General features: G+C 70.9%; 9 protein-coding genes and 3 riboswitches. Of the genes, 6 read left to right on the forward strand and 3 right to left on the reverse strand.

The window, feature by feature from the left end:
• Window positions 1–53: 53 nt before the first annotated feature.
• A riboswitch (cobalamin riboswitch) is annotated at window positions 54–193 on the reverse strand.
• Between the two features lie 116 nt (window positions 194–309).
• A riboswitch (cobalamin riboswitch) is annotated at window positions 310–385 on the forward strand.
• A gap of 132 nt (window positions 386–517) precedes the next feature.
• Window positions 518–1,930, forward strand: coding sequence for a hypothetical protein (locus AB0D53_RS16550; protein WP_362446274.1), 1,413 nt, complete (start codon window positions 518–520; stop codon window positions 1,928–1,930).
• Window positions 1,931–1,956: 26 nt separating this feature from the next.
• Window positions 1,957–2,048, forward strand: a riboswitch (cobalamin riboswitch).
• Between the two features lie 128 nt (window positions 2,049–2,176).
• Here the strand turns inward: AB0D53_RS16550 and AB0D53_RS16555 are convergent.
• From AB0D53_RS16555 to AB0D53_RS16565, 3 genes are read right to left on the reverse strand one after another with little or no spacing between them, the layout of a single operon-like run.
• A complete protein-coding gene (locus AB0D53_RS16555) occupies window positions 2,177–3,316 on the reverse strand; it encodes an acyltransferase (RefSeq protein WP_362446277.1) in 1,140 nt (379 codons plus the stop codon).
• The gene (locus AB0D53_RS16560; RefSeq protein WP_362446280.1) at window positions 3,316–5,571 is read right to left on the reverse strand and encodes a bifunctional polysaccharide deacetylase/glycosyltransferase family 2 protein; all 2,256 of its coding nucleotides are present in this window, start codon (window positions 5,569–5,571) and stop codon (window positions 3,316–3,318) included. Before AB0D53_RS16560 ends, AB0D53_RS16555 begins: the two co-directional genes overlap by 1 nt.
• On the reverse strand, window positions 5,568–5,981 hold the full coding sequence (locus AB0D53_RS16565; protein WP_362446283.1) for a hypothetical protein: 414 nt from the start codon (window positions 5,979–5,981) through the stop codon (window positions 5,568–5,570). The genes AB0D53_RS16560 and AB0D53_RS16565 overlap by 4 nt, the downstream gene beginning before the upstream one ends.
• Window positions 5,982–6,286: 305 nt before the next feature.
• On the opposite strand from AB0D53_RS16565, the gene AB0D53_RS16570 reads away from it, so the two are divergent.
• The 5 genes from AB0D53_RS16570 to AB0D53_RS16590 all read left to right on the forward strand — a co-directional run bounded on the left by AB0D53_RS16570 (window position 6,287) and on the right by AB0D53_RS16590 (window position 12,898).
• Window positions 6,287–7,333, forward strand: a complete 1,047-nt coding sequence (locus AB0D53_RS16570) for a chitinase (protein WP_362446286.1) — start codon at window positions 6,287–6,289, stop codon at window positions 7,331–7,333.
• Window positions 7,334–7,648: 315 nt separating this feature from the next.
• Window positions 7,649–8,488: an AraC family transcriptional regulator gene (locus AB0D53_RS16575; RefSeq protein ID WP_362446442.1), complete on the forward strand. Its 840-nt coding sequence runs from the start codon at window positions 7,649–7,651 to the stop codon at window positions 8,486–8,488.
• A 164-nt stretch (window positions 8,489–8,652) separates the two neighbouring features.
• The gene (locus tag AB0D53_RS16580; RefSeq protein ID WP_362446289.1) at window positions 8,653–9,549 is read left to right on the forward strand and encodes an ABC transporter ATP-binding protein; all 897 of its coding nucleotides are present in this window, start codon (window positions 8,653–8,655) and stop codon (window positions 9,547–9,549) included.
• 101 nt (window positions 9,550–9,650) lie between these two features.
• Entirely contained in the window at window positions 9,651–10,715 is a 1,065-nt protein-coding gene (locus AB0D53_RS16585) for an iron-siderophore ABC transporter substrate-binding protein (protein ID WP_362446292.1), read from the forward strand.
• Window positions 10,716–10,801: 86 nt separating this feature from the next.
• Complete coding sequence (locus AB0D53_RS16590; protein ID WP_362446445.1) at window positions 10,802–12,898, forward strand: iron ABC transporter permease; 2,097 nt, start codon at window positions 10,802–10,804, stop codon at window positions 12,896–12,898.
• The last annotated feature ends 19 nt before the right edge of the window (window positions 12,899–12,917 follow it).

Below are 12,917 nucleotides of genomic sequence, written 5' to 3' on the forward strand. Positions count from 1 at the left end.
CTGCTGCGCCATGGGGAGGTTGGACGACCACGCCGTAGTCCGCGACGGCGTTCCTCGTGCTCTGTCCCAGCGCCAGGCATTCCGGCTCACCCGGAACGAGCCCGGGTCCACGGTTGCGGGTCAGCGCCGGAATTCGACCGGCTTCCCCTGCTGCTGAGTGCGTGTCAGCCGGAGTGCAACACGGATGCGGTCGGGCCGTCAAGGTGGTGTGTGCCTCACCGGACGGTTCCCGGACATCCGGGAACGGCACCTGTCCGGACGTCTGGCGGACCGCCCGGCCCCTCGGGTAGCGTCCTGGGCTGCCACATGGGGGAATCCGGTGCGAAGCCGGAGCTGACGCGCAGCGGTATGGAACGGCGGGGGCCGTCTCCGAGCCCGAATGCCCATGCGGCGCAGCTACGAGAAGCCGTACCACGCGTTCCGGACGGCGGCTCCCGACCATGCCCGGCCGTGTCCCTGCACGGAGAAGTCCGGCCATGCACTGGAGGCCGGCGTCCGCCGATCCCAGGAGCAGGCCATGCCCCGTCTTCGTACGCCCCGACGCCTCGCACTCGCGCTGCCCGCAGCGTTCGGCGCCCTCGCCCTCACCACACTGCCCGCCTTCGCCACGTCCAGCCCCGCCCAGCTGGCCACGTCCAGGACGAACGGCGTCACCTACCTCAAGTCGCTCCAGGCGGCGGACGGTTCGTATGCCGGTTCCGGCCTGTCCAACGAGTGGGCGTTCAGCGCCTTCGCGGCGTCCGGCACGGCCGTCGTCGATGTCGCTCCGGGTGGCGACACCACGAAGAACGCCCGCACCGTCTACCGTGATCTGCTCTCCACGTCCGGCTGGCCCTCCGCCTCCCCCGTGGTCACCGACTACGAGCGGGGCACACTGAACGCGTACGCCGCCGGCATCGACCCGGCCCGGGTCTCGGCCTCCCGCAACCTCGTCGCCGACATCTACTCCTACTGGCAGACCGCCGAGCCCGGCTACTTCGGTCCGTCCGCAAACTTCAACGGCACCGTGTTCGCGGCCCTCGCGCTCGGCGGCGCCAGGACCCAGGCCGGCGGCACCCGCATCCCGCAGTCGCTGACCGACTCGATGGTCACGCGTATCCGGGCCAACCAGCACGTCGACGGCGGCTGGACCTACAGCAAGGCCGAAGGCGACCCCACCGCGCTCAACTCGGCGAGCGACGTCGACATGACCGGAGCGGCCATGGCCGCCCTCTGCGTCTCGGGCGTTCCCGGCACCGATGCGGGCGTCGTCAAGGCCAAGAACTTCCTCAAGGGAAAACTGGTCGCCACCACCGGCGCGTTCAACTCCCTCTACGGGGTCAACACCAGCTCCAACGGCTGGGGCGTGGCGGGGCTGAACGCCTGCGGAATCAACCCGCAGACCGGCGACTTCCTCACGGTCAACGGCAAGACGCCGATCGATTTCCTGATAGCCAACCAGTACAACCCGGGAGGCGGTTTCAAGTACCAGCCGTCCGACACCGCGCCCTCCTCCTACTCCTCGATCGACGCGCTTCGTGCGGTCGCCGGCGGAGGCTTCACGGCCGCCCCGCCGGTTCCGGTCACCCCGGGCGCCCCGCAGTGGGTCGCCCAGCCCACCTTCACCGCGGGCACCGCCACCGAACTCGCGCTGAGCGTCGACGACGGCACCGGCGGCCTCAAGGTGTGCTCGGTCTCCTTCACCCCGACCGGCACGACCACGACCCTAGGTGACGTCCTGGCCGCCGCGACGAGCGCCGCCACCCCGGCGGGCTGCGTCACGGGCGTGACCCCCTCGTCGGGCAGCGACACCGTCACCGTGGTCAACGGCAAGGCCAACAGCGGCTCCAGCACCTGGAAGGTCAGTGTCGACGGCTCCGCCTTCGCCGGCGCCGCCCGCGAGAAGGTGATCAAGGTGGGAGACACCGTCGCCCTGCGGTGGGGAGCCTGATCCTCACGGGTGGGGCCCCGCCGCGGGGTCCCACCCACGGTTGAGGGGAAGCCGGTGTGAATCCGGCACGGCCCCGCCACTGCGACGGGGGAGTGTGTGTGCCTCGGCAGAACAGGCCACTGACGGGGAGTCCCGCCGGGAGCGACTGCCGGGCAGCGGCAATGGATGCCCGAAAGCACACGCCGCTACGTGCCGGCCGGGTCCTGCGCCGTCGGTCGACGGCCCAGGACCCGGCGGACGGCGAGGTCACGGCAGCAGTCGCGGCGACCGCTTCGCCGCGAGATCCTCGATCCAGCCGAACAGCGCGACGGCCGCAAGGATCAGCACCCAGGCGACGGCGAACTGGAACCACACACTGTCCAGCGGGAGATCCCGTTCGAGGACCGGCACATTCCACATCAGGTCCAGCACGGGCACGCTCGCCATCAGGGCGACCTCGTGCCACAGATAGACGGTCACGGCGCGGGCGTTGAAGAGCTTCACGACCCGGTCGGCCACGGCATGACGAGCGGGCCACCCGAAGTGTGGCCGGAAACGCAGGAGCAGCAGAACGAATCCCGCGGACCACAACGCCTGGGCGAGCGGGATGTCGTCGAGGTCGTAGGAACCGTCGATCCGGTGGTGAAAGGCCCACCAGACGCCCGCCGCCATCACCACCGGCGCCGAGGTCACGACGGCGGCAGGGCGCAGCCGGTCGAGCACGCCCTCCCGATGCGCGAAGCCCAGCAGCCAGCAGAACAGGAAGACCGACAGATCGCTGAGCGCACTGCCCAGGCGCCCGTCCGGTACGTTCCACACCGTTGTCAGAAGCAGGACAGGGCAGAGCGACAGAGCGAGGACGGGGAGCGGGGCGATCCGGAACCCACGCAGCAGGAGGGGCGACAGCAGGACGAACCACAGGTAGGTGCGCAGGTACCAGAGCACCGCCCACGCCTGTTCGCCCCAGGCGTCGCCGGGCGGGTCGCCCACCGGCAGCACCCAGTAGAGGACGTCGGCGCCGGGCCGCCATCCGTGCAGCAGCATCGCCACGCCAAGCACCAGGGCGAACGCCCACAGCGGGATCAGCAGCCTGCGCAGCCGGCCGCGGATCACCTGTGCGGCGGGACGTTCCAGGGAGCGTGCCATGAGCGATCCGGCGAGCGCGAACATCACCCCCATCGAGGGGAACACCAGCCCCAGCCAGGGCCATTCGAAGGTGTGATAGGTGACCACACGCACCAGGGCGACGGCCCGCAGCGCGTCGAAATAGCGGTCACGGCCGCCTCGGCCGGTGGGGACCGGAGGCCCGCACGGCGCGGGGACCGGCGTCCCGGTGACGACGGGCGCCGACCGCTCCTCCGCGGGCGGCGACGGCCGCGGCGCCCCCCTGCGGTGCGCGCCCGCCATCAGCGCACCTCCGTACCGGGCGTGGGAGCGCCGACCGTGCCGGTGCGCTTCAGCTTCTGCCAGCGCAGCCGGCCACCGGCCGCGGCGGTGACACACGAGTGGATCAGCACCAGATACATCAGCTGCCGGTAGGCCAGTTGCTGCAGCGGGAGCATCAGCAGATAGCGGTACTTCTCGCCGTCCAGACGGAACGCGTAGGCGGCGCAGACCAGTTGGACCACCAGTACGGCCAGCCAGGCGAGCAGGGACGCCGTCGGGTCCACAAAGATCATCGCGTAGAGGGTGAACACATCGATCAGCGGTGCGAAGGCGGGTGTGACGATCTGGAAGAGGACGACCAGCGGCATGCCGATCCGGCCGAAGCGTCCCGAGGGGCCCCGGTCCAGAACCGATCCGCGGTGCTTCCAGAGCGCCTGCATCGTGCCGTAGCTCCAGCGGTAGCGCTGCTGCCACAGCTGCCCCGGCGACGCGGGAGCCTCGGTCCAGGCACGCGCGTGCTCGGCGTACACGACCCGCCATCCGGCCCGTTGCAGAGCGATCGTGATGTCGGTGTCCTCGGCGAGCGTGTCCTCGCTCATCCCGCCGACGGCCAGTACGGCCCCGCGGCGGAACGCGCCGATCGCACCCGGGATGGTGGGCATGCAGCGCAGCAGGTCGTACATGCGGCGGTCGAGGTTGAAGCCCATCACGTATTCGATGTGCTGCCAGGCGCCGATCACGGTGTTGCGGTTGCCGACCTTGGCGTTTCCGGCCACCGCGCCGACTTCCGGGTCGCCGAACGGCTGCACGAGACGGTGCACGGTGTCGGGTTCGAACACGGTGTCGCCGTCCATCATGACGACGATCTCGTAACGTGCCTGCCGCACACCGTTGTTGAGCGCCGCCGACTTGCCCGCGTTCTCCTGGCGCACGACCCGGACATGGGGCAGCCCCAGTGACTCGGCGATCTCGGCGGTCCCGTCGGTCGAACCGTCGTCGACGACGATGATCTCGATCGGATGAGTGCTCGCCGCCAGCGAGTTGAGTGTATTGGCGATGCACTCCCGCTCGTTGTACGCGGGGACGATCACGCTCACCGGTGCGGTGACCGCCGGCCCCCAGGCGAACTCGCCCCTGTTGCGTTGCCGGTGGTGACGCCGGGCGAGGAGGAGCATCATGCCGAACCTGCCCATCACGGCGACTCCGACCACCACCAGTGCGGCGGCCAGGCCGGGTACGGTCCATTCCGCGACAGCCACCGCGGCGAGGAGAGCACGGCCCTCCCAGCGGGTGACGGTGTCGGCGGGCCGGTGAGCGGCCTGGTCGGGGTCGCCTCTCGTGGCATCGCCGGTGGCGGTCCCCGCTCCGGGAACGCCCTGTGCGCTCCGATCGGCCGCCGTCGCCTGTGCACCGCTGACCGTGGTGAAGGTGTAGCCCTCGGCCTTCATCTTCTTGATGTACTTCGGCAGCGCCTCAAGTGTCTGGGCCCGGTTGCCACCCGCGTCGTGGAAGAGCACCGAAGCGCCCTTCCCGCTCTTCGGAGTGGCCCATTCGACGATCTTGCTGACGCCGGGCTTCTGCCAGTCCTCGCTGTCGGTGTCGATGAAGACGCTGGTGTACCCCATGGCGCCGAGCTTCTTGTAGACGGGCCAGCTGTAGTTGTCGATGGCGTCGTTGGTCGAGGAGTACGGGGCGCGGAACAGAGTGGTCGTGATGCCCGCGGCCCCCGCAAGGGCGAGCTGAGTCTGGGCGATCTCGCGGGTGATGCGGGAGGAACTCCGGTACGAGAGATCGACGTGGGTGAAGGTGTGGACGCCCACCTCGTTGCCGTCGTCGACCATCCGGCGCACGACATCCGGGTACCGCGAGACCATCGAGCCGACCAGGAAGAATGTGCCCGGCACATCGTTGTCGTCCAGGATGTCGAGCACCTGCTGGGTCCACTCGGGGTCGGGGCCGTCGTCGAAGGTGAGCACGATCGTCTTGTCCGGCACCGACCGGGTGTGCGCGGTACCCCCCTCGAAGCTGAGGAAGGGGCCGCCGTCGAGGACGCTCTCCGGGACCTCGCTGGAGCTCGCGTCGGAGCGGACCCGCTGGTCGTTGCCGACTTCGGCCCGCAGATAGCCGTCGAGCAGCATCACGGAGACGAGGCCGAGCAGCAGCAGAAGAGCGATGACCACCCGCGGTCCGGGGACGGCGTGCCGGCCGGCACGCACGATCCTGCCGGGCGTGGCATGCCGTCGCCCGGCCGGGGCACGGCCGTGGGTCCGGCTCATCGGGCCGCGCCCGTGGTGGCGGAGACGGAGGGGGAGGCAGCGGGTGACAACTGCCCGCCCGCCCCGGCTCCCGGCCGGCCGTCCGGCGGTGCCCCTTCGGCGCCCGGAGGGGTGTTCCCGGCCGGCCCGCTCCGCGCCGCGGGTGCGCCGCCGAAGGGCAGCAACTGCGAGGGCGACATGGAGATGCCTCCCACGAAGGCGAGCACGAGCACGCCCGCGTAACCGACACAGGCGACGCCCAGCGCGATCCCTGCGCGGCGGAGCAGTCTCGCCCGGCGCCCGGAGCCGTCCACGAATACGGGCCCCTCCTGGTGCCCGGGCCCTGCCCCGGCACGGGACCTGGGCGCGCCGGCGTGCCTGCGGCGCTTGGCTGGGGTCGAGTCATTCTCGATGGCGATGTCGGATTGCATTTGCGCATGCTGACGAATGGCAATGTGCGAAGTCTGGGGCTTTGCTGGCCAGAAGCTGTGGATGCGCGGTCAACCTGTTGGCCGGCTGAGAGAACGAGTCCTTTCGCGTCCTGCTCGACCGTGGTCCGGAAGGCACCAAATCGCCTTGCACTGCTGCATCTTGGAATTCGGGCGAGCCTTCCTGGGGCTTCCGGCCATGAATTTCCTGTGGGTGGGGGAGGGGCCGGCATATGAGAGGTTCTCCATGTGCCCCGGCCCTTCTCCCCACCGTTCCGGGGCAACGTTCACGAGAGCAGGTGTAAGCAATGCGAATTCCCCAGAAGCGTTCCCCCGGCGGCACGGCCGGCCACGCGAAGCGAATCACTCCTGTCGTTGCCGGACTGCTCGCACTCGGGCTCGCCTGCTCCGCCTGCGCGACCGGCGCGGCGGCGAACCAGGACCGGGGCGCGGGCCCGGCGGCCCGCTCCGGGCCCGCCACGGCCTCGACGGCGTACAACCCGTACGTCAGTGCCACGACCGCCGCCGGCACGGACTCGGCCGGTTCCCCCGACACGTACAACCTCGCCTTCGTCGTCGCCGACGGCGACCGCTGCACACCGTTGTGGGGCGGCTCCGCCGAGGCCGACGACAAGGCGGTGGTCTCGCGTATCGCCGCGCTCACCGGGACCGGCGCGGACATCCGGGTCTCCTTCGGCGGTGCCGCGGGGAACGAGCTCGCGCTCGCCTGCGACAGTGCCCGGGAACTGGCCGACGCCTATGCGCGGGTGCTCGACGCGGTCGGTGCGGACAAGGCCGACTTCGATGTCGAGGGCGACGCACTCACCGACCGGGCGTCGATCGTTCGCCGCGACCGGGCGCTGCGTCTGCTCCAGAAGGAGCGGGACCTCGATGTGACGTACACGCTGCCCGTGATGCCGGACGGTCTGGAGGAGACCGGGACCGATCTGCTCGGCGACGCCGCGCAGCAGGGCGTCGATGTGTCCGCGGTGAACATCATGGCGATGAACTACGGCTCCTCCTACGACGGAGACATGAGCGAATACGCGCAGCAGGCCGCCGAGGCGGCCCACGGCCAGCTCACCGACGTGCTGGGGCTGTCGGACACCGCGGCCTGGCGGGCGCTGCACATCACCGTGATGATCGGCGTCAACGACGTGGGCGGGGAGAGGTTCACCCTCGCCGACGCGGCGTCGCTGCGCGCCTTCGCCGGGCGGAAGGGAATCGGCGCGCTCTCCGAGTGGGCCACTTTCCGCGACCGGGAATGCACCGGCGAGGACACGTCGAAGGCCGTCGACACCTGCAGCGGAGTCGCGCAGGAGGCAGGAGCGTTCGCGAGGGCGCTGGGCGGTTGACCGCTCCCGGCGTCCGCGCCCCGCTGCTCGCACAGCCCGCGCGCTCCGGAGCAGGGGCATCGGTTCCCGTGTGCCCGACACGGTGGCTTCGCCGTGCGGGCATTCCCTCGCGGGACTTCCCGCGCCCGGGCGGCGCTCGCGCGGGTGCCGCGGGACGGCCGGATCGCAACCGCCGTCGGCCGGGTGGGCACCGGAGCTTGCGTCACGGAAGCGTGCATGTGTCCGTCCGGCCCATGGGGGCGTACGACGTCGGTACAGGCCCTGGATACACTCGCCCGTATGGCCGAATCATCCCGTAATGGCGCGAGCCCGGGGATGTGGCGGCGCGAATCGAGCACCGTGGTGCGTCGGGCCGCAGCCGTTCCGGGACGGGCGGCGGCACCCTTCGTCATCCTCGCCGAATCGCAGGTCCCTCCCGTTCCCACGGAGTGGGCCCCGCACTCGCATCATCTGCACGAGCTCGTCTGGGTGCGCGGGGGGACGCTGACGTCCCGTGTGGAGGACCGTGTCTTCACCGTCTCCGAGGGGCACGGGTTGTGGATGCCGGCCGGAGTGGTGCACGGGGGGCGGACGACGGCGGGTGTGGAGTTCCATGACGCCTTCTTCGCTCCCGACCGCACACCGTTCACGTTCGAGGGGCCGACGGCGATCACGATGACGCCGGTGCTGGAGTCCTTGCTTGCCCATCTGGCCCGCACGGATCTCGACGCCGGTGCCAGGGCACGGGCGGAGGCGGTGGTGTTCGACGTGCTCCAGCCGTCGGAGCGCCAGTTCGCGTTGCAGTTGCCCGGCGACGCCCGGATCGACGCGATCGCCGAAGCCCTGCTGGACGATCCCGCCGACTGCCGCTCGCTGGACGAGTGGGCGCGCGCACTGGGGATCAGCGACCGCACGATCGCCCGCGCGTTCCGCCATGCGACCGGACTCTCCTTCGCGCAGTGGCGGCAGATGCTGCGCGCCCATCGGGCACTGACGCTGCTGTCCGAGGGGCTCGATGTGCAGACCGTCTCCGACGTACTGGGCTACGCGCAGCCCAGTACTTTCATCGTCGCCTTCCGGCGGGTCATGGGAACCACGCCGGGCGCGTTCTTCGCCGGGGCCGACGGCGCCCCGGACGGTGTCCGGAACTCCGTATCGGGTGTCCGGAACTCCTGATTGCCGACACGGTAAACGGAGGATAGCCTTCCCTTAGTTAGGTAACCCTTTGTTGTTGCTCGCCGCGTACGGTCGTTCCGGATCCGGGGAGTCCGCGGCCCGGCCGGCAACGGCCGGACGGAGGGTGCCGCAGTCGTTGCCCCTCCAGTCACCCGGACCCACCGATGTTCACAAGCTCTTCCCGGCGCGCCGTTCGGCGTGCCGTCGGCCCCGACGCGCCGGCAGCCGCCCTCAACGGCCATGACCTGGTGCTGCGATACGGCGGAACGCCAGTCGTCCACGGCGTCTCGCTGACCCTGGAGCCGGGGCGCGCGACCGCTCTGGTGGGACCGAACGGCAGCGGAAAGTCCACACTGCTGCGTGCCCTCGCCCGACTCCACCCGGTGGACGACGGCCGGGTGACGCTCGGCGCCCGCGACGGACATCCCGAGCGTGCGGCAGCCCTGTTGAGCGCACGCCGGTTCGCCCGCGAGGTCACCCTGTTCTCCCAGTCGAGGCCCGCGCCACAGGGGCTGACGGTTTCGGAGGTGGTGGCATTCGGCCGCCACCCGTACCGGCGCGGTTTCGCCGGCCTGTCCGCCGATGACCGGAGTGCCGTCGAGCACGCCATGGATGTCACCGGTGTGCGGGACATGGCCGACCGGCCGGCGGGAGAACTCTCCGGCGGGGAGATGCAGCGTGTCTGGCTATCGGCCTGCCTGGCCCAGGACACCGGCGTCGTGCTGCTGGACGAGCCGACGAACCATCTGGACCTGCGCTATCAGATCGAGACGCTCGACCTGGTGCGCGACCTCGTGGAGGAGCACGGCGTCGCGGTGGGCATCGTGCTGCACGACCTCGACCACGCGTCCCGCGTCGCGGACACGCTGGTCCTCATGCGCTCCGGCCGTGTGCACGCGGCGGGCGCCCCCGTCGACGTCCTCACCGCGGAGAACATCGGCGAGGTCTACGACATCGCCGTCGAGGTCGCAGTCGACCCCCGCACGGGACGTCTCCGTATCGACCCACTCGGGCGGCACTCCGCCCGGAGCAGCGCATCGGCTGCTCCGGCGCATCGCTAGAAGCCGCTCCACCGAATCAAGCGCTCCCCGATCAAGCGCTCCCCGATCAACCGCTCCACCGAATCAACCGCTCCACCGAATCATCGGAAAGAGGCTCCTCAATGAACCGTGCCCGTCGCCTGGTGGCAGCAGCCGCCACAGGCCTCGCCGTCGTCCTCACCGCAACGGCCTGCGGCACGACCGGCGTCGAGAAGACGACGGCAGCCGGGGGCGAGGCGTCGCCCTCGTCGAAGAGCTGCGCCGGGGACACCACGACGACATCCACGAAGCCGGTTTCCTTCAAGGACGGCGTCGGGCGACAGGTGAAGCTCGACAAGCCCGCCGAGCGAATCGCGGTCCTGGAATGGCAGCAGATCGAGGACGCGCTCACCCTGTGCGTGACCCCCGTCGCGGTCTCCGACGCGAAGGGATACAGCACCTGGGTGAGTGCGGAGAAGCTCCCCGACGGGGTGAAGGACATCGGTACCCGTGAGGAGCCCGACCTCGACACCCTCTTCGCGACGAAGCCCGATCTCGTCGTCGTGGAGGCGTTCAAGGCCGACGACGAGATCATCAAGAAGCTGGAGAAGCGGGGCGTGCCGGTGCTGGCCACGCTGGGCGCCGATCCGGCCGACCCGATCAAGAACATGCAGAACGTGTTCAGCATGATCGGCAAGGCGACGGGGCGCACCGAGCGGGCCGACCAGGTGCTCCAGGAGTTCGACGAGCACCTCGCCACGGCCAAGAAGCAGGTGACCGCCGCCGGTCTGCCGACGAAGGACTTCCTGTTCTTCGACGGATGGCTCCAGGGGGGCAACCTCACCGTCCGCCCCTACGGCAAGGGTGCCCTGTTCACCGCGATAGGCGAAGAGCTCGGCATGACCCCCGCGTGGACCGACGACGTCAACAAGGCCCACGGGAACGGGGGTGTCGATCCCTCGTACGGCCTTGCTCAGACCGATGTCGAGGGACTCACCGCCGTGGGGAAGGCCAACCTCTTCTACGCCAATGACGAAGGGGCGGGTGGATACGTCGCGGCGCTGGAGAAGAACCCGATCTGGAAGTCGCTCCCGGCAGTGAAGGAAGGCCGCGCGCACGCGTTCCCGGCGCGGGTGTGGGGCGCGGGCGGTCCGCGTTCCTGCGAGCAGGCGATCGACGCGTACGTCGACGTGCTCGACAAGAAGTGAGCACCCAGCAGGAGATGAGTACCCCGCAAGAAGTGAGCACCCCGCAAGAAGTGAGCACCCGGCAAGAAGTGAGCACCCGGCAAGAGGTGAGCACCCCGCAGACGCCGGCCCCCGGACGGAGGCCGTGGTCGCGCAGCGACCGCGGCTCCGCCGGGGCGGCCGTCCTGGCGCTCCTCCTCGTCGGGGTCGCAGCGGTGGGTGTGTGGCACCTGACGCAGGGGACGTCCGGCGTGGGCGTCCGGGACCTGGTGCGGTACCTCGCTGGGCACCGGGAGAACACCGGCGGGGCACCGGTCGGCGAGATCTTCACCGGCTCGCGCCTGCCGCGCCTGCTCGCGGGCGTGGCGGTGGGCTTCGCCCTCGGCACCGCCGGTGCGCTGTTGCAGTCCGTCACGCGCAACGCGCTCGCCTCCCCCGACACCCTCGCGGTCACGGCCGGCGCCTACTTCACGCTCTCGCTCGTCGCGGCCTTCGGCCTCACCGTCCCGCTGTGGGCGTCGGGCGCCGTCGCCTTCGCGGGCGGCCTGCTCGCGGCGGCGCTCGTGCTGGCCCTCGCGGGCCGGGCCGCGGGCACCACGGGCACACGCCTCATCCTTGCCGGATCGGCGATGGCGATGGCCCTGGACTCGGCGACCGCGATGCTGCTCATCCTGTTCGAACAGAACACGACCGGCCTCTTCGCCTGGGGCAGCGGCTCGCTCGCGCAACTGAACATCGACGCGTCGGTACGTGCCTTCCCCCTCCTGGCCGTGGTGCTGTGCGTCGCCCTGGCACTGTCCCGGAAGCTGGACGTGATGAGCCTCGGCGACGACGCCGCGTCCTCCCTCGGGGTGCCGATCCGCACCACCCGGGTGACCGCAGTGCTCTGCGCGGTGCTCCTGACCAGCACCTCGGTGACGCTCGCGGGCCCGATCGCCTTCGTCGGACTCGGCGCCCCCGTCCTGGCCCGCCTGATCGCGGGACGGGTCGGGGCGCTGCGCAGGCATCTCCTCATGGTGCCCGCGTCCGGGCTGCTCGGCGCATTGCTCATCCTGCTCGCGGACGCGTCGCTGCGCGCGGTGCAGGGCGCCGGGGAGGCCGCCTCGATTCCCACCGGCGTGCCGACCGCGCTGCTCGGCGCCGTCGTGATCGTGGTCCTCGCGCTCCGCCTCCGTGACACGGGCGGGCTCCGGCAACCGCCGCACGCGCGGGTCGCCGCACGGTCGCGCCGGTCGTTCCTCCTCGTCGTGCTCGGCGCGGTGGTGCTCCTGGCCGCGGCCGTCCTCGTGGCGGCCCTCGCGGGGAGCCTCTGGCTGCGGACGGGGGACATCGCGCTCTGGGTGCGGGGCGCCGCCCCGGATCTGATCGGCCAGGCGCTCGACGACCGGGTCCCGCGCGTGGTGGCAGCGGTGCTCGCCGGCGCGGCGCTCGGACTGTCCGGATGCGTCGTGCAGAGCGCGGTCCGCAACCCGTTGGCGGAGCCGGGAGTTCTCGGCATCACGGCGGGTGCCGGGCTGGGAGCAGCGAGCGTCGCGACATCGGGCCTGTCCGGCGGACGGCCGTTGCTCATCGCCGCTGCGGTGGCGACGGGGCTCGCCACGTTCGCGGTGATCGCCCTGCTGGCCTGGCGTGGCGGCTTCCTGCCCGACCGGTTCGTACTGATCGGCATCGGCTGCGGATACGGCCTCAGCTCCGTCACCACCTTCCTCCTGTTGCGCGCCGACCCGTGGAACACACCCCGGATCTTCACCTGGCTCTCCGGGACGACCTACGGGCGCACGCTGCCCGATGTCGTACCGGTCGCGGTGGCGCTGGCGCTCGCGCTCCCCGTACTGCTCGGCATGGGCCGCCGGCTCGACCTGCTCGCCGTCGACGAGGACACCCCGCGCGTGGTCGGCGTCAGGCCGGAACGCACCCGCTTCGCCGCACTGTCGATCGCCGCGGTGCTCGCGGCGCTCAGCGTGATCGCCGTCGGCGTCGTCGGTTTCGTGGGGCTCGTCGCCCCGCACCTCGCCAGGTCACTGGTGGGTGCCCGGCACGGCCGCGTGATCCCGGTCGCGATGCTGCTCGGCGGGCTGCTGGTCTGCGTGGCAGACGCCCTCGGCCGCACCCTCGTCGCACCTGCCCAGATGCCGGCGGGCCTCATGGTCTCCCTGGTCGGGGCCCCGTACTTCATCTGGGTACTGCGAAGGTCCCGTGCATGACGCCGGGCGCAGCGTTCCC

Origin of the sequence: Streptomyces sp. NPDC048295, from assembly GCF_040652135.1 — a bacterium.
Lineage (GTDB): Bacteria > Actinomycetota > Actinomycetes > Streptomycetales > Streptomycetaceae > Streptomyces.